General features: G+C 68.2%; 14 protein-coding genes and 1 pseudogene. 7 read left to right on the top strand and 8 right to left on the bottom strand.

Features of this window, described 5'->3' with window-relative positions:
- Positions 1 to 193: 193 nt before the first annotated feature.
- On the bottom strand, positions 194 to 940 hold the full coding sequence (locus tag AC07NN_RS17525; protein WP_494643663.1) for a DUF6065 family protein: 747 nt from the start codon (positions 938 to 940) through the stop codon (positions 194 to 196).
- Positions 941 to 1,022: 82 nt separating this feature from the next.
- Here AC07NN_RS17525 and AC07NN_RS17530 point away from each other — a divergent pair, with 82 nt between their 5' ends.
- The 5 genes and pseudogenes from AC07NN_RS17530 to AC07NN_RS17550 all read left to right on the top strand — a co-directional run bounded on the left by AC07NN_RS17530 (position 1,023) and on the right by AC07NN_RS17550 (position 3,547).
- Positions 1,023 to 1,529, top strand: a complete 507-nt coding sequence (locus AC07NN_RS17530; RefSeq protein WP_494643665.1) for a prolyl-tRNA synthetase associated domain-containing protein — start codon at positions 1,023 to 1,025, stop codon at positions 1,527 to 1,529.
- A pseudogene (locus AC07NN_RS17535) lies at positions 1,501 to 1,623 on the top strand (hypothetical protein); the annotation flags it as partial. The gene AC07NN_RS17530 and the pseudogene AC07NN_RS17535, both read left to right, overlap by 29 nt.
- Before the next feature lie 105 nt (positions 1,624 to 1,728).
- A complete protein-coding gene (gene trxA / locus AC07NN_RS17540) occupies positions 1,729 to 2,643 on the top strand; it encodes a thioredoxin (protein WP_494643670.1) in 915 nt (304 codons plus the stop codon).
- 22 nt (positions 2,644 to 2,665) lie between these two features.
- Entirely contained in the window at positions 2,666 to 3,340 is a 675-nt protein-coding gene (locus AC07NN_RS17545; RefSeq protein WP_494643676.1) for an LON peptidase substrate-binding domain-containing protein, read from the top strand.
- Positions 3,341 to 3,349: 9 nt separating this feature from the next.
- Positions 3,350 to 3,547, top strand: coding sequence for a Trm112 family protein (locus AC07NN_RS17550; protein ID WP_494643680.1), 198 nt, complete (start codon positions 3,350 to 3,352; stop codon positions 3,545 to 3,547).
- A gap of 113 nt (positions 3,548 to 3,660) precedes the next feature.
- Here the strand turns inward: AC07NN_RS17550 and AC07NN_RS17555 are convergent, their stop codons facing one another.
- Positions 3,661 to 4,917, bottom strand: coding sequence for a UbiH/UbiF/VisC/COQ6 family ubiquinone biosynthesis hydroxylase (locus tag AC07NN_RS17555; protein ID WP_494643684.1), 1,257 nt, complete (start codon positions 4,915 to 4,917; stop codon positions 3,661 to 3,663).
- 46 nt (positions 4,918 to 4,963) lie between these two features.
- Positions 4,964 to 5,659 carry a MarC family protein gene (locus tag AC07NN_RS17560; protein WP_494643686.1) on the bottom strand — a complete coding sequence of 232 codons (696 nt, stop codon included), beginning with the start codon at positions 5,657 to 5,659 and terminating at the stop codon, positions 4,964 to 4,966.
- An 87-nt stretch (positions 5,660 to 5,746) separates the two neighbouring features.
- Here AC07NN_RS17560 and pyrF point away from each other — a divergent pair, with 87 nt between their 5' ends.
- Positions 5,747 to 6,448: an orotidine-5'-phosphate decarboxylase gene (gene pyrF, locus AC07NN_RS17565; RefSeq protein WP_494643688.1), complete on the top strand. Its 702-nt coding sequence runs from the start codon at positions 5,747 to 5,749 to the stop codon at positions 6,446 to 6,448.
- Positions 6,449 to 6,452: 4 nt separating this feature from the next.
- Positions 6,453 to 6,776, top strand: a complete 324-nt coding sequence (locus AC07NN_RS17570; protein ID WP_494643691.1) for a low molecular weight protein tyrosine phosphatase family protein — start codon at positions 6,453 to 6,455, stop codon at positions 6,774 to 6,776.
- A 132-nt stretch (positions 6,777 to 6,908) separates the two neighbouring features.
- Here the strand turns inward: AC07NN_RS17570 and ggt are convergent, their stop codons facing one another.
- The 5 genes from ggt to AC07NN_RS17595 form a co-directional block, all read right to left on the bottom strand.
- Positions 6,909 to 8,606: a gamma-glutamyltransferase gene (gene ggt / locus AC07NN_RS17575; protein ID WP_494643693.1), complete on the bottom strand. Its 1,698-nt coding sequence runs from the start codon at positions 8,604 to 8,606 to the stop codon at positions 6,909 to 6,911.
- 115 nt (positions 8,607 to 8,721) lie between these two features.
- Positions 8,722 to 10,431, bottom strand: a complete 1,710-nt coding sequence (locus AC07NN_RS17580; RefSeq protein WP_494643695.1) for a M56 family metallopeptidase — start codon at positions 10,429 to 10,431, stop codon at positions 8,722 to 8,724.
- Positions 10,428 to 10,802, bottom strand: a complete 375-nt coding sequence (locus AC07NN_RS17585) for a BlaI/MecI/CopY family transcriptional regulator (protein ID WP_494643700.1) — start codon at positions 10,800 to 10,802, stop codon at positions 10,428 to 10,430. Before AC07NN_RS17585 ends, AC07NN_RS17580 begins: the two co-directional genes overlap by 4 nt.
- A gap of 167 nt (positions 10,803 to 10,969) precedes the next feature.
- Positions 10,970 to 16,315 carry a beta strand repeat-containing protein gene (locus tag AC07NN_RS17590; RefSeq protein WP_494643702.1) on the bottom strand — a complete coding sequence of 1,782 codons (5,346 nt, stop codon included), beginning with the start codon at positions 16,313 to 16,315 and terminating at the stop codon, positions 10,970 to 10,972.
- Between the two features lie 585 nt (positions 16,316 to 16,900).
- Positions 16,901 to 21,337, bottom strand: a complete 4,437-nt coding sequence (locus tag AC07NN_RS17595) for an Ig-like domain repeat protein (protein ID WP_494643704.1) — start codon at positions 21,335 to 21,337, stop codon at positions 16,901 to 16,903.
- Between the last annotated feature and the right edge of the window lie 4 nt (positions 21,338 to 21,341).

Raw genomic sequence — 21,341 nt, forward strand, 5'->3', positions numbered from 1 at the left:
AATGCAGAGCTATGGGATGCGAGATACTCTGTCAAGCAGAGTACTCTGGAATATCCAAATTCGTGTCATCCCGGAAGCCTCGCAGAGGCTGTCCGGGACCCAGGGGCGGCGCGCTCAGCGTTTCGTCCCCCCCTGGGTCCCGGCTCCGCCCCCGGCTTTCGCCGGGGTTCGGCCGGGATGACAGTTTAGCGGACTACAGCCCCACCTTCGGCGCCTTCATCCGACGCTTGTTGACGTGGTGGCTGGGCGCCTCGGCCTGGATCTCCTCGGGGTATTCGCCCTTGAAGTAGAAGCGCTGCCACGCCTCCTTCGTCGCCTCGGGGTCGCGCTTGAAGATCAGGGCGTTGAACTCGCTGCGCTTCTCGGCCCAGACGTCGTACTGGCGGCGCAGGTCGGCGTTGGAGTTCATCGAGCGGATCACCGGCTGGAAGGCCTCCATCGGCTTGTCCTGGATCGGCATGATGAAGCAGAAGGTCTCGCCCTTCTCGAACCGCACCGTGCCGGGCCGCGTGAAGATCCAGTTCATCGTGAAGGGGAACGGCAGCCAGTCCGTCTCGATCACGCCCGCCAGCGGCTGGATGCCGTCCTTGACGTGGTTCGGCGGCCCCATGGCCATCAGCGACCAACCCGGCGGCGTGCGGAAAAGATAGCCGGTATGGAAGGTCACCACCCCCCGGGTAAAGTGCGACTTCACGAAGTCGGTGAAACCCGGATACGGATGGTCGGGCTGGAACTTGATGCATTCCTGGTGCGCCCCGCCGTCCCAGGTCATCGAGAAGCCAACCGGGCAGATGATGTCCCAGCCGGTGGTGTTGGCCATGGTCAGCGGCAGGCAGCGATAGGGATGGCGCTCGGCGAAATGATCCATCCAGGCCCGCTGCGGGCGACCCGGCACGATATCCGGCGGACGGTTCTCGGTGGGATAGCACTCCAGTTCCATGCCGGCCTTTATCCTTGTTGTTATCCGTTCCCTTGGAACCAAGCTCTAGCGCCCGTGAGGCGAGGCCGTCTAGAGAAAGCCCATGAAGACCAGAGCCGACCTGTTCGCCTTTTTCGAGGCCCACGGAATCTCGCAGACCACCCTGGACCACCCGCCGGTGTTCCGCGTCGAGGAAGGGCTGGAGATCAAGAAGGCCCTGCCCGGCGGCCACACCAAGAACCTTTTCCTCAAGGACGCCAAGGGCCAGCTGTGGCTGATCTCGGCCCTGGGCGAGACGACCATCGACCTGAAGAAGCTGCACCACGTGATCGGCTCGGGCCGGCTGTCGTTCGGCCCGCAGGAGATGATGGTCGAGACCCTGGGCGTGACACCGGGCTCGGTCACCGCCTTCGGCCTGATCAACGATACGGAGCGACGCCTGCGCTTCGTGCTCGACAAGGCCCTGGCCGAGAGCGACCCGGTCAACTTTCACCCGATGGCCAACGACGCCACCACGGCCGTGTCCCAGGCCGATTTCCGCAAGTTCCTGGCCGTGCTCGGCATCGAGCCGATGATCGTGGATTTCGCCGCGATGGAAGTGGTGGGCTAGCGTCAACCTCGCCCTTCGACAGGCTCAGGGTGAGGTTTCCTACCGATGCGCCGAAAGTCGTCCTCACCCTGAGCTTGTCGAAGGGCGAGGACGGAGCTCCGACCTCGCCCCACGCGCGAACGGAACATTGCGCGCGGCCGCACGAAGGACCATCTTGCCGGTTCGAGCGTTCCCCCACCTTGAGTACACGAGAGACCCGATGTCCCTGATCGGCGAAAAGCCTGCGCCCCTTACGCCCGGCAACGCGGCCAAAAGCGACCACATCAAGGACGGCACGGACGCCAGCTTCATGGCCGACGTCATCGAGGCCTCGAAGACCCAGCCCGTCATCGTCGACTTCTGGGCCACCTGGTGCGGCCCGTGTCGCCAGCTCACGCCCACGATCGAGAAGGTCGTCAACGCCGCCAACGGCGCGGTAAAGCTCGTGAAGATCGATGTCGACGCCAATCCGGGCTTCGCCGGCCAGCTGCGCGTGCAGTCGATCCCGACGGTCTACGCCTTCGTCGACGGTCGCCCGGTCGACGCCTTCCAGGGCGCCCTGCCCGAGAGCCAGGTGAAGGCCTTCGTCGAGAAGCTGACCGGTCCGGCCGGCCCCAGCGCCATCGACGACCTGATCGCCATGGGCAAGGAGTCGCTGGACATCGGCGACATCGGCGGCGCGGCCCAGGCCTTCGCCCAGGCGCTGAACACCGATCCGACCAATGTGAAGGCGCTCGGCGGCATGGCCCGCGCCTATCTCGCCGGCGGCGACTTCGAGGGCGCCGCCGAGGTGGTCGCCATGGCTCCGGCCGACGCCAAGGACCCCGATCTCGACGCCGCCCGCGCCGCCCTGGCGCTCGCCGAGGACGCCCCGTCCGAGACCGCCGCCTTCGAAAAGCGCCTGGCCGCCGATCCCGACGATCACGAGGCCCGGCTGGAGCTGGCCAAGGCCCTGGCGGGCGCCGGGCGCCTGCAGGATGCGGCCGACCATCTTCTGACCATCATCGAACGCGATCGTGCCTGGAACGACGACGCCGCGCGCAAGCAACTGATGACGGTGTTCGAGGCCGCCGGACCGACGTCCGAGGTGGCCAAGCGCGGTCGGCGGAAACTGTCGTCGATCCTGTTCAGCTAGGGACCCAGAGAGGGAGAGCCGAATGGCGGCGGCCTACCGAAAGCTTGGCGACCTTCCCCTGGTGATCCCGGTGTTCCCGCTGGACGGCGTCCTGCTGCTGCCCGGCGGACAGCTGCCGCTCAACATCTTCGAGCCGCGCTATCTCAACATGCTGGACGACGCCATGTCGGGCGAGCGGATCATCGGCATGATCCAGACCCGTCCGCACCACGGCGCCGACGCGGATCGCCCGTCGCTGGCCCCCGTCGGCTGCGCCGGTCGGGTGACCAGCTTCGCCGAGACCAGCGACGGTCGCTACCTGATCACCCTGACCGGCGTCTGCCGCTTCCGGACCGGCGACGAGCTGCCGGTCCGCACGCCCTACCGCCAGGTCCGCGCCGACTTCAGCCCCTATGAGCCCGACCTGCGCGAGGACGCCGCCGTCGGCGAGCGGACCGCGCCCGATATCGACCGCCTGCTCTCGGCCCTGCGCCGCTATCTCGACCACCGAGGCCTGGCCATCGACTGGGGCGACGCCGAGAGCGCCCCCTCCGACGCCCTGATCAACAGCCTGGCCATGGCCCTGCCCTTCGACCCGATGGAAAAGCAGGCCCTGCTCGAGGCCGAGACCATCTTCGAACGCAAGGCGACCCTGACGGCCCTGCTGGAGATCGACGCGGCCGCGAGCGACGATGACGAACCACAATCGATCCAGTAGAGACGGCGTATGAACGAAGCCCCCGCTCCCACCATCGACGTCGATCCGCGCCTGCTGGAAGTGCTGGTGTGCCCCGTGACCCGCGGCGCGCTGGAATACGACCGCGCCAAGGGCGAGCTGATCAGCCGCTCGGCCAAGCTGGCCTATCCGATCCGGGACGGCGTCCCGATCATGCTGCCGGAAGAGGCGCGGGAGCTGTCTGAATAATCTGCTCCCCCCTCTGGGGGAGCTGTCGCGGAGCGACTGAGTGGGCATCACCGGCCTATGCCGAGCTGCCCATTCCGGCCCTCTGGGCCACCTCCCCCTGAGGGGGAGGAGAGTTACAGCGCCACACCCCGCAACAGCTTCGGCAGATCCCCCACCCCGCCACCGGCTTCGTGCATGAAGAACCGCCGCGCCGGCGCGATCTGGTTGACCACCGCCAGCCCCGCCGACCGCACCGCTCGCAGCAGCGGATTGTCGTTCGAGAACACCCGCACGAAGGCGTCGAAGGCCAGGGCGTTGCTGACCGTGTCGAACCGCCGCCAGCGCGCGAAACGCTCCAGCACCGCTTCGCTACCGATGTCCTCGCCGCAGCGGATCGCCTCGACCAGAACCTCGGCGAGCGCCGCCGCGTCCTTGAGCCCCAGGTTCAACCCTTGCCCCGCGATCGGGTGCACCCCGTGGGCCGCGTCGCCGATCAAGGCCAGGCGCGGGGCGACCATGCGCTCGGCCAGCGACAGCGACAGCGGATAGACGAAGGTCGGCCCCTCGATGCTCACCGCGCCCAGGAACTCGCCGAACCGGCGCATCAGGTGGGCGTGGAACGCCTCGGGCGAGGCCTTGCGCAGCGCCTCGCCGCGCGCGGTGCTCTCGGTCCAGACCAGGCTTGCGCGATTGTCGGTCAGCGGCAGGATGGCGAACGGGCCGCTGGGCAGGAAATATTCGTAGGCCACGCCCTCGTGCGGCTTCTCCATCCGCACCGTGGCGACGACGCCGGACTGGCCATAGCCCCAGCCGATCTCGCCGATGCCGGCCGCCCGGCGCAGCACCGAGCCCCGCCCCTCGGCGCTGACCGCCAGGGGCGCCGACAGCACCCGGCCGTCGGCCAGGGTCAGCCTCGCGCCGGCAGGGTCGACCGCCAGGGCCTTGGCCGCCATCGGGGCGATGACCGGGATTTGCTTCTCGGTCACCGCCTGGGCCAGGGCCTGGCGGATGCGGCGGTTCTCGATCAGGTAGCCCAGCGGCTCCCCCTCGATCCGGCCCGAGATCTCGCTCGAATCGAAGCGCAGGAAGGCCGGCGAGGCCTTGCGGGCCGCCGCGCCGGGCGTGCGGCCATCGGTGACCAGGATCTGCTCGATCCGCTGGGCATGAGGGGCCAGGGCCTCGCCCGCGCCGATCGTGCGCCACTGGCGGAACGAGGAATAGGCGATGGCCGAGGACCGCCCATCGAAGGTCGGGGCCAGCTGGGCCTCGAACGGCTGGGGGTCGACCAGCAGCGGCCGGAGGCCACCTGAGGCCAAGGCCAGCGCCAGGGTCGAGCCGGCCATGCCGGCGCCGGCGATGATCACATCAGCGTCGTGAGCGGAAGCGCGCATGGCCGGGATATGGGCTCCTGCGGCCAAGGCTGTCCAGACCGCGCGGCTACTTATCGGCGGCGTAGGGCGCCTTGGCGTCCTGGCGGACTAGGCCGCGCGTGGCGTCGCCGACGCCGATGATCACGAACTGCACCGCCAGGGCGCAGAGGATCAAACCCAGGACCCGCACCACGATGCTCATGCCGATCCGGCCCAGCACCTTGCTGATCAGGGGCGCGGCCCAGAACACCGCCACCATCACCAGCGACACTGCCGAGATCACCGCCACGCCCAGGCCCAGGCCCGCCCAGCCGAACGGCTTGGCCTCGGCGGCGTAGATGATCACGGTCGAGATCGCGCCCGGGCCAATCAGCAGCGGCATGGCGAACGGCACGATCAGGCGCTCGAAACGCTTCTGGGCGTAGACCCGCGCCGACTGGCCCTCGATGCCCTCGGCCGCGTCGGCGAACATGGTGGTGAAGTCGTCGCGCAGCATGTCCAGACCGAGGATGAACAGGATGACGCCGCCGGCGATGCGGAAGGCCGGCATCGAAATGCCGAAGAAGGCCAAGAGGCCGACGCCCGTGAAATAGAAGAAGATCAGGAAGGCCGCGACGAACAGGCCGATATAGACGGCCACCATTCGCCGCCCCGCCGCGGCCGCGCCCAGGGTGGCGGCGGCGAACAGCGGCACGTTCCCGATCGGGTCGATCAAGGCGAACAGCGCGACGAAGAAGTTGACGGCCAGCTTCGCCTCGGTCATTCGACGTCCTTACCTTTTAAATCGCCCGAACCTTCGCCCTCTCTCCTAGGGCGGACGGTCTCGCGCGCCAACCCCTGGGGTAAGACCATGACCGCCGATCCGCGCCTGATCGTTCCGCTGGACCTGCCCACCACCGACGACGCGCGAGCGATGGTCGAGCAACTCGGCGACGCCGTCTCGTTCTACAAGATCGGCCTGGAACTGCTGGCCAGCGACGGCATGGCTCTGGCCCACGAACTCAAGGCCAGCGGCAAGCAGATCTTCCTCGACTGGAAACTGCACGACATCGGCGCGACCGTCGAACGCTCGGCCCGCGTCCTGGCGACCAGCGGCTGCGACCTGCTGACCGTTCACGCCGAACCGCAGGTGATGAAGGCGGCCGTGAAGGCGCGGGGCGAGTCCTCGCTGAAGATCCTGGCGGTGACGGTGCTGACCAGCCTGACCGATGCCGACCTCGTCGAGATGGGCTACAACTTCAACGCCCGCGACCTGGTCGAGCGGCGCGTGCGCCAGGCCATCGACTGCGGCGTCGACGGCATCGTCTCCAGCCCGCACGAAGCCGCCCTGGCCCGCGAGATCGCCAACGGCGCCGCGCGCCCGGACTTCCTGATCGTCACCCCCGGCGTGCGCCCCGACTGGTCGGCCAAGAACGACCAGGCCCGCGCCGCCACCCCCGCCGACGCCATCCGCGCCGGCGCCAGCCACCTGGTCTGCGGCCGCCCGATCACGGCGGCGAACGATCCCCGCGAGGCGGCGCTGAAGGTCGCAGCGGAGATCGCGGGGCTCTGATCGCTTGAACGTCCTCTTCGTCTGCAGCCAGAACAAGCTGCGCAGCCCCACGGCCGAGCAAGTGTTCGCCAGCTGGCCGGGGATCGAGGTCAGCTCCGCCGGCCTCGACGACGGCTGCGGCAACCCGGTGACGCCCGAGGAACTGGAGTGGGCCGACCTGGTGCTGGTCATGGAGCAGGCGCACCGCAATAAGCTCTCGCGCCGCTTCAAGCCGCACCTGAAGAACGCCCGCGTGATCGTGCTGGGCATTCCGGACGACTACGAATTCATGGACCCGCAGCTGGTGAAGATCCTCCAGGCCAAGGTCCCACCATTCCTGAGACGGTAGATCCCTCTCCCCTTGCGGGAGAGGGTGGCCCGAAGGGTCGGGTGAGGGGTCGTGCTCCGCTATCCGGACAGGCCTATCAACCCCTCATCCGTCTGGCTTCGCCAGCCACCTTCTCCCGCAAGGGGAGAAGGACTACTTCACCACCATCGCCACCCCGCGCGCCCGGGGGTCAGCCTCCGGCACGGGCCTCCGCCCCACCACCTGGATGGCCTCCATGTCGCCGCTGAAGTCCTCGGCCCACCGGTAGCCCCGCGCCTCCAGCGCCGCCTTCAACGCCGCCGACGGCGGGGCCGAGGGCTCGTAGAAGATCACGTTCTCGGGCAGCAGCTGGTGGTGGAAGCGCGGCGCCTTCTGGGCCGCCTTCAGCGTCAGGCCGTGGTCGTAGACATTGGCCAGCACCTGGAACACCCACGTGAAGATCCGCGAGCCACCCGGCGTGCCGATCACCATGGCCGGCCGACCGCCCTTGACCAGGATCGTCGGCGTCATCGACGACAGCGGCCGCTTGCCCGGCGCGATGGCGTTGGCCGCGCCGCCGACCACGCCGTAGACGTTGGGCGCGCCTGGCTTGGCCGAGAAGTCGTCCATCTCGTCGTTGAGGATGAAGCCCGCCCCCTCGACCACCACGCCCGAGCCGAACCAGCCGTTCAGGGTGTAGGTGTTGGAGACCGCGTTGCCCCACTTGTCGACGACCGAAAAGTGCGTGGTCTGCGGCTTCTCCAGGCCCGGCGCGACGGCCTTGGTCGGCGAAGGCTTGTCGGGATTCACCTCCCGCGCCCTTCGCGCCAGATAGGCCGGGTCGATCAGGTTCGAGACCGGGACCTTCACGAAGTCCGGATCGCCCAGATATTCGGCGCGGTCGGCATAGACGCGCTTTTCGATCTCCGCCAGCAGGTGGATGTACTGCGGATCGTTCAAGGGCACGCCTTTGAACCTCGGCGCCAGGTCCTGCTTCATCAGCAGCATCTGCATCAGCGCGATCCCGCCCGAGCTGGGCGGCGGGGCGGTGATCACGTCATAGCCGCGCCACTTGGCCTTGAGCGGTTCGCGCCACGCGGCCTTGTAGTTGGCCAGGTCCGCCTTGGTGATCAGGCCCTTCACCGGCCCGCGCTGCATCTGGGCGACGATCAGGTCGGCGGTCTTGCCCTCGTAGAACGCCTTGTCGCCGCCCTTGGCGATCCGCTCCAGGGTGGCGGCCAGTTCCGGCTGCTTGAACATCGTCCCGGCCTTTCGGGGCGCGAAGTAGGCGCGGAAGTTGGTCTTCTCGACCGGCGGCGGGACCTCCTTGATCAGCATGCCCTCGAACTGGGCGTTCACCAGGAAGCCCTCGCGGGCGTAGCGGATCGCCGGAGCCAGCACCCGCGCCCAGGAAAGCTTGCCGAAGCGCTGGTGGGCCATGGCCAGGCCGCGCACCGTGCCGGGCGTGCCGGCCGCCAGATTGCCAAACAGCGAGAGGTCCGAGATCGGCTCGCCGTCCTTGCCCAGATACATGTCCGCCGAGGCCGCCGCCGGCGCCGTCTCGCGGTAGTCGAGGAAATAGGGCTTGCCGTTGACGTAGAGGGTCATGAACCCGCCGCCGCCCAGATTGCCGGCCTCGGGATAGGTGACGGCGAGGGCGAAGCCCGTAGCCACCGCCGCGTCGACCGCGTTGCCGCCGGCCTTCAGGATCTCCTGCGCCGCCAGGGCGCCGTAGCGGTCAGGTGAAGCCACCGCCCCGGCGTCCAGGGCGCGAGCGGCGGCGGCCGAGGGCTTGGGCGCCGCGACGACCGGCGAAGCGGTCAGCAGCAGGACGGCGGAAACGGCCGCGACGATCCGGGACAGAAGGCGCAAGACGAGGCTCCAGGCAGTGAAGCCTCAGGTTAGGCAGGCCTGCCCGCCTTCGGGAAGTCCGGACATGCGAACGCCCCGGACCTAAGTCCAGGGCGCCGCATCGGTGCTCGTCCGATCAGGAGTCCTGGCGCGCCGCGCGCTCGGCCAGCTTGTCGGCGCTGCGGTCCAGCTTGTCGGCGCTCTTGGGCAGGCTCTCCGAAAGGGCCTTCAGCGCCTCGTCGGTCACCACATTGCCCCGCGCGCGGTTCTCGGCGATCTGCTTGGCGCGGTAGGCGGGGTCGCGCAGGCGCACGGCCTCCTCGCGCATCTGCTTGGCGCCCTGGCGCATCTGCACCGCGCCCTCCGCCATCTGGGCGCGGGCCTCGACCATGTGGTGGGCTGCCTCGACGCGGGCGCGTTCACCGGCCTCCCGCGCGCGCTCGCCGGCTTCCCTGGCGCGCGCGCCCGCCTCGCGAGCCCGTTCGCCGGCCTCGCGGGCCCGCTCCCCGGCTTCCCGCGACCAGTCCCGCTGGGCGAAAGCCTGGCGCCGGGCGTCCTCGGCCATCTCGCGGGCCGCTTCGATCTCGCCGCGATGGGCCTCGACGACCCGGCGGGCCTCCTCGCCGGCGCGACGCGCTTCCTCCCCGGCGCGGCGCGCTTCCTCGGCGATCCCACGGGCGGCTTCGGCGTGAGCGCGGGCCTCGTCGGCCGCCGCCATCTCCTCGGGGGTGGCCTCGCGGTACGAGGTGTAGACGTGGCCGTCCTTGCGGATCTCGGTCACATGGACCGAGGCCTTCCGCGCGGTGGGCTGAGCCGGTTGCGCCGGTTGGGCGGGCTGGCTGGCGGCAGCGGGCGTCGGCGGCACGGCGGGCGCGGCCGGGGCGGCCTGCCGCGTCAGGGCCAGGGCGGCCAGCGGCGTGGCCACGGCGGCCAGGGCGGCCACGGTCAGGCCCAGGGTCAGCGGACGGCGGCGGTCGGACGTGTCGGTCATGATGCAGGCGATCCTTGTCTTGAGCGTACGGGCGTCGGCGGCCATGGCGGTCGCCAGATGCGGAACGGCAGGGCGTGGAAGGGGATGGGAGGCCAGGCGCACCAGGGTGCGGGCGTAGACGGCGCGGTCGACGAACCGCAGCGCCGCGGCGTCGGCGGCCTCTTCGGACCGCTCGGCCAGGACGGTGTGCAGGCGCCAGACCAGCGGATTGAACCAGAACATCGCCAGGGCCACGCGCGACAGCACCAGGAACAACCAGTCGTGGCGGCGCAGGTGGGCCAGCTCGTGGGCCATGATGGCGGAGGCGGCGTTGCGGTCGGCCAGGGTCGCCGGATCGACCAGGATCGAGCCCGGCGCGACGCCCCAGCTCAGCGGCCCCTCGACCCGATCGCTGGCCACCAGCTTGGGCCGGTCGACTGGCGGCAGGTCCGCTATCGGGGCCAGCCAGGCCGGGCAGGTCACCGGCTCGCCCTGGCGGGTCCAGCGGGTCAGGGTGCGCAGGCCCAGCATCAGCCGGCCAGCGACCAGGATCATGCCGAACAGCCAGACCGCCCCGATGGTCTCGCCCGAGGGCGGCCAGGACCAGGCGGTGTGGACGGCGGGATCGATGGGAACCGGCCCGTCCATGACCGGCAGCGGCATGGCGGCCATTGTCGGCAGCGGCGGCAGCAGCGCCAGGTCGATGCTGGGCACGAGCGCCGTGATCACCGGCAGGGCCAGCAAGAGGCACACCGTGGCCCGCAGGACGTCGACGCGCTCGACGGAGCGCCAGGCCAGGAATCGCGAGCAGGCCAAGCCGGCCCCTGCCACGACGCCGGACTTGATCAGCAGCGAGATCAGCAGGGCCCAGCTCATGGCTTGCGCTCAGTGGCCGCGTCGATCATCCGCTCCAGGGCGGTCGCCTCGTCCTGCGTCAGGCGCTGGCCCATGCCCAGCAGGGCCGAGGCCGCGCTGGCCGCCGAGCCGGCGAAGAAGGTGTCGATCACCCGCCGCAGCGCTCCGGCCGCGACGGCGTCGGTCTCCTGGACGGGGCGATAGAGGAAGCCCTCCGGACCCGAGGTCCGTTCGACCAGGCCCTTGGCCTCCAGCCGCGAAAGCATGGTGCGGATGGCGCTGTCGGACACCGGGTCCGACAGGGCGTCGCGGACGCCCGCGGCCGTGCTGGCCTCCAGCCGGCACAGGGTCTCGAAGACCTCGCGTTCGCGTCGGGGCAAGGCGTCGATCATGGCGGACTCCGCAGCAGATGGCGCGCTACGTATGTAGCGCTACACCTGTAGCGTCAAGCCGAGGCCGTGGGCAGTGAATTCGGTGTAATGGTCGGCGCGGCTTTCGCCGAACGCGAACGGGCAGCCTCCGTTTCCGAAGGCTGCCCGGCCGCGATGGGATGCGACGTCTAGAGGATGAAGTCCGACGCGCTCAGCGTGGTCAGGCCGGTCAGGGTGACGCTGAAGTCGGCCACGCCATCGCCGGTCTGGTCGGCCTGGAAGACCACGCCCCCCGAGGTGACGGTGTAGCGCAGCTGGCCCTGGACGCCCGTGAAGCCGCCCGTGCCGATGAAGGTGAAGGCCTCGTTGCCGCCGCCGCCGCCGATCGGCACGGCGTCGATCGTGGAGAGGTCGATCTTGTCCACGCCGCTGACGAAGTCGGTGATCACGTCCCCGTTGCCTTCGCTCACCGTGTTGTAGTCGAAGACGTCGGCCCCAGCGCCGCCGGTCATCGTATCCGCGCCGGTGTTGCCGATGATGCGGTCCGCCCCGGTCGTGCCGACGAAGACGTCGTTGCCGCCCTTCAGGTCGATATAGGCGATGCCCGTGACGGCGTAGCTCGTGAGGTCGAAACTGTCGGCGCCGTCCGTGAAGGCCAGGCCGACATTGGAATACCCCTCGCCGGAGATGGCCTCGACATTGCTCCAGGCGCTGAAGCTGATGATCACGCCGCTGTTCCAGGCGATCAGGGTGTCATAGCCGTCGCCGCCGTCGATCACGTCGGTGTCGCCATAGGCGGTGAACCAGATCTTGTCGTTGCCAGCGCCGCCGTAGATCGTGTCGAAGCCACGGTCGCCCATGATGAAGTCGTCGCCGGCCGAGCCGTAGATCACGTCATCGCCGTAGTCGCCCCAGATGTACTGGATGTTCTTCAGGACGAGGCCGCGCATGTCGATGACGTCGTTGCCGGTCGTCCCCGCGATCTTGGTGCCGCCGGCGGTGCTGCCCTCGATCTCCTCGATCCCCTGGAACATGTTGTGGATGATGTTGACGTTCACGCCGGTGATCACGGTCAGCTTGTCGTAGCCCCCGCCGCCGTTGACGGTGTCCACGCCCGGCGTGGCGTCCAGCTGGATGATGTCGTTGCCGTCGCCGGTGTCGATGAAGTCGTTGCCAGAGCCGCCGGCGATGATGTCCGCCCCCGCCGTTCCGTAGAAGGTGTCGTTGCCGCCGCCCAGGTCGATGCCGGTGAACGTCCCGGTCATGACGACGTTGCGAAGGTCGAGGGTGTCGGCCGCGGCGTAGCCGGCGATCCGGATCCCGGAGAACCCGCCCGTCGAGATCTCCTCGACGCTGGTCATCGTGGACACCTGGATGGTGGAGTTCGCGGCCAGGGCGATCAGCTTGTCCCAACCTGTCCCGCCGTCGATGACGTCGGAATACTCGTTGGTGGACACGTTGCCGCTGTAGGCGAAGACGTCGTCGCCCGCCCCGCCCTTCAGCGTGTCGTAGCCCGCGCCGCCGTAGATCGTGTCGTTGTTGCCGCTGCCGATGATGACGTCCGACTGGACGCCGCCGACGATCATCGCGATCCCGGACATCTGGATGTTGGTGAAGTCCCAGTTGAGGAACGTGCCTAGGGACTGGACCTGGATCTGGACGTTGGTGAAGCCGCCGCCGCTGATCTTCTCGATGCTGGTCAGGTTCGAGAACCAGAGGGTCGCGCTGTTCATGTTGGCCCGGACTTCGTCGAAGCCCGCGCCGCCGTCATAATTGTCGGTGCCGGTGGCCTGGCCGAACAGCAGGACGTCGTCGCCATTGCCGCCATAGAGGCTGTCGTTGTCGGCGCCCCCGTCCAGGGTGTCGTTGCCGTCGCCGCCATAGATGGCGTCCAGGCCGGCGTCGCCCTTGATGTAGTCGGCGAAGCTGGTGCCGGTGATGCTGTCGCCGCCCGCGCCGCCCGCGATGGTGATCGCGCCGGTATTGGTCATGCCGGCGAAGTTCAGGGTGTCGGCGTTGGCGGTGCCGACGACGCTCACATTGGCGAAGCCGCCCGAGGAGAAGCCTTCGATGCCGCTCATGCCGGCGACCATGATGGCGACATTGGCCGCGTTCGCCTGGACGATGTCGGTCCCCGCGCCGCCGTCGAAGTGGTCGCCGTAGGTGTTGCCGTCCACGCCCACCAGGAAGGTGTCGTTGCCGGCGCCGCCGTACATGGTGTCCACGCCTTGGCCGCCGTCCAGCGTGTCGTTGCCGTCCATGCCGTAGAGCAGGTCGTCCTGGGTGTCGCCCTTCAGGATGTCGGCGCCGCTCGAGCCGGTCAGTGTGTCGTTGCCCGAACCGCCGCCGAAGGTGATCGTGCCCGTGATCGTCATGCCGTTGAGGTTGATGTTGTCGGCGCCGGTCGTCCCGGCGACGGTCACATTGGCGAAGCCGCCGCTGGAGAAGGCCTCGATCCCCGCGATAGCCCCGAGGTTGACGGTGGCGCCATCGGCGTTCGCCTTGATGGTGTCGTAGCCGGAGCCGCCGTCGAAGGAATCCACGCCATCGGCGACGCCGAACAGGAAGGTGTCGTTGCCCGCCCCGCCGGACAGGACATCAGCGCTGGTGCCGCCGATGATGATGTCGTCGCCGACGCCGCCCGTCAGGGTGTCCTGACCGCCAAGCCCGTCGAGCTGCCAGTCCTGGACGTCCGGGACGGTGAACGTGTTGTTGCCGATCGTGCCGGTCCAGTAGCTGTCGATCTTGTCGATCAGGTTGATGACGAAGTTGCCGCTGCTGGTCAGCACGCCGTCGGACGCCTGCACGGTGATCGTGTGGCTGGACAGGATGTCGTGGTCCAGCAGAGCGCCGTTCGCCACCGTGACCACGCCCGTCGTGGCGTTGATCGCGAAGCGGCCGCCGGCGTTGTTGGTCAGGCTGTAGGTCACCGTCCCGCCATGCGGGTCCGGAGCGGTGATCGTCAGGCCGCCGACCACGGTCCCGTTCGCGGCGGCTTCGGCCACCTGGTTGGCCGCGCCGTTGCTGTCGGTCGGCGTCGCCGGCGCGGCATTGGTCACCGCGATCGTGACGTTGGTCGAAGCCGTCGAGGCCCCGTCGCTGACCTGCACCGTGATCTGGTGCGAGGTCGCGGCTTCGAAGTTCAGCAGGTTGGCGTTGGCCACCGTGACGACGCCCGTGCTGGCGTCGATGGTGAAGCGGCCGCCCGCATCGTTCGTGAGGCTGTAGGTCAGCGGGCCGCCGTTGACGTCGCTGGCGCTCAGGGACAGGCCGGCCACGGCGTCGCCGTTCACCGCCCCTTCGGAGATGGTGTTGGCCGTGGCGTCGCCATCGACCGGCGCCGTGGCGGCGACGTTGGTCACCGCGATGGTGAAGGTCTGGCTGCTGAACGCGCCTTGGCCGTCGGTCGCCTGCACCGTGATCTGGTGCGAGGTCGCGGTCTCGAAGTTCAGCTTGGTCGCGTCGGCCACCGTGACCACGCCCGTGGTCGCGTCGATGGCGAAGCGGCCGCCCGCGTCGTCGGACAGGCTGTAGCTCACCGTCCCCGTCTTGGCCTCGGTCGCCGAGGCCGTGACCCCGGCCAGAGCGCCATTGGCGGCGCCTTCCGAGACGGCGTTGGCCGCCGCGTCGGCGTCCGTCGGAACGGTCGGCGGGGCGTTGGTCACGTCGATGCTGAAGGTCGTGTCGGTCGGCGCGGTCGCCGTCCCGTCGCTGGCCCGCACCGTGATCTGGTGCGAGGTGGCGACGTCGAAGTCCAGCAGGCTGGCGTCGGCCACCGTGACCACGCCGGTCGTCGCATTGATCGCGAAACGGCCGCCCGCGTCGTCGACGAGGCTGTAGGTCACGCCGCCGTTCGGATCGGCAGCGGTGATCGCCAGCCCGGCCACGACCGCGCCGTTGGCGACGTTCTCGGCGATCGTGTTGGCCGCGCCGTTGGCGTCCGCCGGCGCGCCGGGCGTCACGTTGGTCACCGCGATGGTGAAGTTGGCCGACGAGGTCGTCGTTCCGTCGCTGACCTGGACCGTGATCTGGTGCGAGGTCGCGGCTTCGAAGTTCAGCTTGGACGCATCGGCGACCGTGACGACGCCGGTCGAGGCGTCGATGGCGAAGCAGCCGCCGGCGCTGTCCAGCAGGCTGTAGGTCAGCGGACCGCCGTTGACGTCGGTGGCGCCGACGGTCAGGCCGACCACGTCACCGTTCGCCGCGCCTTCCGAAACGGTGTCGGCGGCGGTGTCGCTGTCGACGGGCGTCGTCGGCGCGACATTGCTCACCGCGATGGTGAAGACCTGGCTGCTGAACGCGCCCTGGGCGTCCGTGGCGCGCACGGTGATCTGGTGCGAGGCCGCGGTCTCGGTGTTCAGCTTGGTGGCGTCGGCCACGGTCACCACGCCGGTGCTGGCGTCGATGACGAACCGGCCGCCCGCGTCGTCGGACAGGCTGTAGCTCACGGTCCCGGTCTTGACCTCGGTCGCCGAGGCCGTGACGCCCACGAGGTCGCCGTTGGCCGCGCCTTCCGAGACCGCGTCGGCGGCCGCATCGGCATCGGTGGGAACGGTCGGCGCGGCGTTCGTCACCGCGATGGTGAAGGTCGTGTCCGTCGCCGCGTTCGCGGTCCCGTCGCTGGCCCGCACCGTGATCTGGTGCGAGGTGGCGACGTCGTGGTCGAGCAGGCTGGCGTCGGCCACCGTCACCACGCCGGTCGTCGCATTGATCGCGAAGCGGCCGCCCGCGTCGTCGACCAGGCTGTAGGTCACGCCGCCGTTCGAATCGGTCGCGCCGATCGTCAGGCCGGCCACGACCGCGCCATTGGCGGCGGCTTCGGACACCGTGTTGGCGGTCGCGTCGGAGTCCGCCGGCGCGCTCGGCGCGGCGTTCTCCACCTGGATCGTGAAGCTGGCCGAAGAGGTGGCGGTCCCGTCGCTGACCTGGACGGTGATCTGGTGCGAGGTCGCCGTCTCGAAGTTCAGCTTGGAGGCGTCGGCCACCGTCACCACGCCGGTCGCGGCGTTGATGGCGAACCGGCCGCCCGCGTCGTCCAGCAGCGACCAGGTCAGGGTCTGGCCGGCGTCGGGATCGACGGCGCCCAGCATCAGGCCCGTCACGGCGACGCCGTTGGCCGCGCCCTCGACGATGGTGTTGTCCGCGCTGTCGGCGTCCGTCGGCGCGCCCGGCGCCACATTGCGCGCGGGCAGGTCGATGATGGTCGAGCCGAACTGCAGGTGCTCGACATGGCTCAAGGTGTCGGTTCCGTCGGGACCGGTGATGGTCGCCGAGACATTGTCGCCGCTCCAGGAATAGTCGCCGGCCGCGCCGGAGAAGACGGCCGTGTCGTCGCCCGCGCCACCGTCCAGGATATCGTCGCCGGCCCCGCCATTGAGCAGGTCGTCGCCGTCCTCGCCGTTCAGCGTGTCGTTGTCCAGGCCGCCGGAAATGTCGTCGGCGCCCGCGCCGCCATTGACCAGATCGACGTTGTCGGGAGCGCCTTCGTCCCCGGCATAGACGTCGTTACCGGCGGTGAGGTTCTTCACGTACATGAGCAGCTTCCCTTATGAGGCGTGACGCCACGGCTTCCTGGATTTGAGCAAGATCTTCGGCCGGCGCCGGTCACGTCCTGGACCCTGCATCGGCTGGAAAGGTGTTCGCCGACGGCCTCCATCGGCCGCCTCGGCGCGCGTCTAGGCGCGACGGGTCATCCGGCGACGCATGCCCCGTCGCGGGGAAGGGCCGGATTGGGCGATGAGGTAAACAGAGACCATTTCGACACCATCTCCAGGCGCAAGCCGTACTCAGATGAGTGTCATATTCAGTATAGATCGATATTGAGGAAAATTGTTATTTCTATAGTTTATCCACAATTATGCACTTTAGTTCGATGAGCAACGTTCCGTGATCGTCGTAATCTTGTTTGGTGGGAAGTATACAATAAAGACCGCATAAGAATCTCGACGTAGATTCCAGATCTGCTTCAGTATGTCGGAAACACGGCAGAGCAAACCCAACCCTGAGTCGTGACTTTCCCCGCAAAGCAACCCACGGAACGCAAGCGATCGACGCCCGGTCCGCCAGGATGACGGCCGCGAAATACGTCCACACTCAACTTGAAGTCGCCGCCGCGCGCTCTAGAACGCCCCGTCCACATAGGTGCCTTGGCCGTAGGTCCCGATCAGGTCGACGTTGTGCTGGGCCGACCCATCGGCGAGATCGAGGTAGAAGTTCTCGATCGCTCGGGCATAGACGCCGACATTGGCCTTGATGGCCTCCTGCAGAAGGTAGCCGATCGCGGCGGTCTTGGTCGCCAGATCCTGGTTGACGTCGGACATGCGCTCGCGGGCGATCTGCTGGAAATAGACCAGGGAGCTCTCGATACTGGCGATGGCGTCGGCCCGCACGACCCCGATGATCTCCTGGTAGGCCAGGACCAGGGCGTCGTGGAAACTGAGCGCCCCATACTTCTCGGCGAAGGCCTGCTTGCCCTCGCCGTGCAGGCCCAGGTTCGAGGCGAAGTTGATGAAGCGGTTCTCGCTGTTGAAGTTCGTGTAGTAGGCCGAGTTCAGGCTGTTGGCGTTGTTGGCCGGGTTGATCAGGTAGTCTAGCCCGCCCGCCGAGGGCGTCTTGCCCGTGAAGAACTGATAGGCGCTCACGGCCACCGAGGTGGTGTTGCTAACGAAGGTCGCGAGCGCCTGGGCGTCGGCGCGGGCCGAGTGCGCGCCCAGGAACTTCTGGTCGAACTCCAGGCCGAGCGGCGCGGCGACGCGGGCGATGTTGCGATAGGCGCCGCCGATATCTCCCGTGTCGATCGTGAAGGCGGCGACGTCGTCGTTGACGATGACGGCGGTGTAGACGCTGCTGGACGGGTCGAGCGCGCCGCCGTCGAGCCGCGAGAGCACGATCTTCAGGGCCCCGTCGCCCAGCGCCGCGTCCTGCGGCAGGTCCAGGTCGATGGCGTAGGTCTTGCCCGACGTCGAGAACGTCACCGTCCGCTGCTGCTGCAGGACGACGCCGCTAGGCAGGGTGGCGCTGATGTCCAGGCGGATGGAGTAGCCCCCCGCCGCCGGCACGGACAGGGTCACACTGATGACATCGCCCTCGTTCACGCGCACCGGATTGTCGGCGGCGAAACCCAGGGCCGGCGCGGGAACGGTGAACGAGGTCGGCAAGCCCAGCGCGCCCACCTCGGCCGCGCCATAGGTCGAGACGTTGCCCACCTTGTCGTAAACGACCACGGTCTTGATGTTGTAGACGCCGCTCGACGTTCCGCTCTTGAACAGCGTCGCCACGCTCGACGCGCCGTCGGCGAAGGTGTCGCTCACCCCGTCCAGATAGATCCAGCTGGTCGCGCCCGACGCGCCTTGATAGGTCCGATCAAGTTCGATGGCGACCCGATCGACGCCCGCGCCGATGTCCGTCGCCGAGACCGAGAAGGTCGCGCTGACATCGCCATTCGCGGCGCTGATCGTGCTCGGGAAGCTCAGCCCCTTGAGCACCGGCTTGCTGTTGTCCGAATTGACGACGTTGAAGCTGGTCGGGAAGCCGAAGAGCGACAGCACGCTGGGACTGTAGGTCGAGAGATTGCCGGCCTTGTCGTAGACCAGCACCGACTTGACGTTATAGATCCCCGACGCCGTGCCGGGCTTGAACCGCACCGTCGCCGACGAGACGCCGTCGTCGAAACTGTCGATCCCGTCGAAGAAATAGATCCAGTCGGTGGGTCCTGCGCCGCCCTGATATGCCCGGTCCAACTGGATCGCGATCCGGTCTGGGCCCGTGCCGCTGTCGGTCGCTCTGGCCGAGAAGGTTGTGATGACGTCGGACGCGCCGATGCTGATCGTGGAGGGAAAGGTGAGGCCCGTCAGCATCGGGCCCGCCGTGTCCGCGGGCGCGGTATTGGTGACCTTGAAGCTGGTCGTCATGCCCAGGGCGGCAAGCTGGCCCGGAGTGTAGCTCGCGACGTTGCCGGCCTTGTCGTAGACCAGCACCTGCCTGATCCCGTAGGTCCCCGCCTGCGTGCTGGGCTTGAAGACGGACGCCTGGCTCGACGCGCCATCCGCGAAGGTGTCGGTCGTTCCGTCGAGATAGATCCAGTCGGTGTATCCCGTGGCGCTCTGATAGGCCGTGTCCAGCTGGATCAGGACCCGGTCGACGCCCGAGCCCGTATCCGTCGCCGTGGCCGAGAACGTCGCGCTGACGTCGGCGCCGGAGATGTTGATCGTGCTGGGAAGGGTCACCCCCGTCAGCTGCGGCTTGGTGGCGTCGGTAGCGCCGGTCGAGACGGTGAAGCTGGTGGCGATGCCCAGACCCCACAACTGATTGGTGTTGTAGGTCATGACGTTGCCGGCCTTGTCATAGACCTCGACCGACTTGACCCCGTAGCTCCCGGCCGCCGTGGTGCTCTTGAACACGAACGACTGGCTCGACGCGCCATCAGCGAACGTGTCGGTCGCGCCGTTGAGATAGATCCAGTCCGTCGCGCCGGAAGCGCTCTGATAGGTCTTGTCCAGCTGGATCGCGATCCGGTCCACGCCCGTGCCGATGTCCGTCGCCGTGGCCCCGAACGTCGCGCTGGCGTCGGCGCCGGCGAGGGTGATCGAACCGGGCAGGGTCAAGCCGGTCAGCTGCGGCTTGGTGGTGTCGGTGGCGACCGGGGCGGAGGCGACGGTGAAGCTGGTGGCGACGCCCAGGGCCGACAGTTGGCTTGTGCTGTAGGTCGTGAGGTTGCCGGCCTTGTCGTAGACCTCCACCGACTTGATCCCGTAGGTCCCCGCCGCCGTGGAGCTCTTGAACACGAACGACTGGCTCGACGTCCCGTCGGCGAAGGTGTCGGTGGTCCCGTTGAGATAGATCCAGTCCGTCGCGCCGGAAGCGCTCTGATAGGTCTTGTCCAGCTGGATCGCGATCCGGTCCACGCCCGAGCCGGTGTCCGTCGCCGAAGCCGTGAACGTCGCGCTGACATCGGCGCTGGAGAGGGTGATCGCACCCGGCAGGGCCAGCCCGGTGAGCTGAGGTTTGCTCGTGTCGGCAGGCGCGGTGGTGGTGATCGTGAAGCTGGTGGCGGCGCTCCCCAGCGCCGTGAGTTGCTGGGTGTCATAGGTCCTGACATTGCCGGCCTTGTCATAGACCGACACCGACTTGACGGTGTACGTCCCCGCTGCGGTGCCAGGCTTGAACACGTGGTTCAGGATCGAAATGCCATCGGCGAAACTGTCCGTCGCGCCGTTGACGTAGATCCAGTCTGTGGCGCCCGAGGCGCCCTGGAAGGTCTTGTCCAGCTGGATGGCCACGCGATCCACGCCCGAACCCCAGTCCGTCGCCGAAGCCAGGAACGTCGCGGTGACGTCGAGGGCGCCGATGTTGAGGGTGCTCGGGAAGACCAGCCCGGTGAGCTGCGGCGCCGTCGTGTCGGCCGAGCTCGCGCCCACGACCGTGAAGCTCGTCGCGATGCCCAGGGCCGCGAGTTGCTGCGTAGTGTAGTAGGCGTAATTGCCGGCCTTGTCGTAGACCGCGACGCCCTCGATCGTGTAGGCGCCGGTCTCGGTCGTGGCCTTGAACAGGGTGGCCTGGCCGGCGGAGCCGTCGGCGAAGGTGTCGATCACGCCATTGATGTTGACGACCGTGGTCGGCGCGTCCGCGCCCTTGTACGCGCGGTTCAGGACGATGGACACTTTGTCCACGCCCGACCCGGCGTCCGTCGCCGAGGCGGTGAAGGTCACGCTCCGGTCGCCCGCCGCGATATCGATCGTGCTCGGGAAGGACAGCGAGGTCAGCACCGGCTTGGTCGTGTCGCCCGCGGTGTTGCTCACCACCGAGAAGCTGGTCGAGACGCCAAGGGCCTTGAGCTGCTGGGCGTCGTAATAGTTCGAGTTGCCCGCCTTGTCGTAGACTAGCAGCCCCTGGACGTTGTAGTCGCCGGCGGGCGTATTGGCCTTGAACAGGATCGACTGGGTGGACGAGCCGTCCGCGAAGCTGTCGACCGTCCCGCTGAGCAGGATCCCTGAAGCCGAGCCGGACTGGCCTTGGAAGGCGCGATCCAGAACGAGCGAAATCCGGTCGACGCCCGAGCCGCCGATGTCGGTCGCCGAAGCGCTGAACGAGACGTTGGTGTCGCCCGCCCCGACATTGATCGTGCCAGGGAACGAAAGCCCCGTCAGCACCGGTTTGGTTATGTCGGTCGCGGTGTTGCTCACCACCGAAAAGCTGACCGGCAGCCCCATCCCCTGGAGTTGCTGCGGCGTATAGAGGGTGTAGTTGCCCGCCTTGTCGTAAACGATGACGTTTTCGATGTTGTAGACGCCCGCCGACGTCGTCGACTGGAAGAGGAACTGCTGGCTCGAGGCGCCGTCGGCGAAGGTGTCGATATCCCCGCTGATATGGATGGTCGAGCTCAGGCCCAGCGGGCCCTGATAGTAACGATCCAGGCTGATCGACACCCTGGCCACGCCGCTCCCCACGTCGGTGGCTCCCGCCGAGAACGTCGCCGCGCCCGCGCCGCCGGAGAGATCGATTACGCCTGGCAGGCCGAGGCTGGTGAGGAGAGGCTTTACAAGATCGCCGTCGGCCATTGTC

The sequence above is a fragment of the Caulobacter sp. GW821-FHT09H08 genome, from assembly GCF_059415885.1.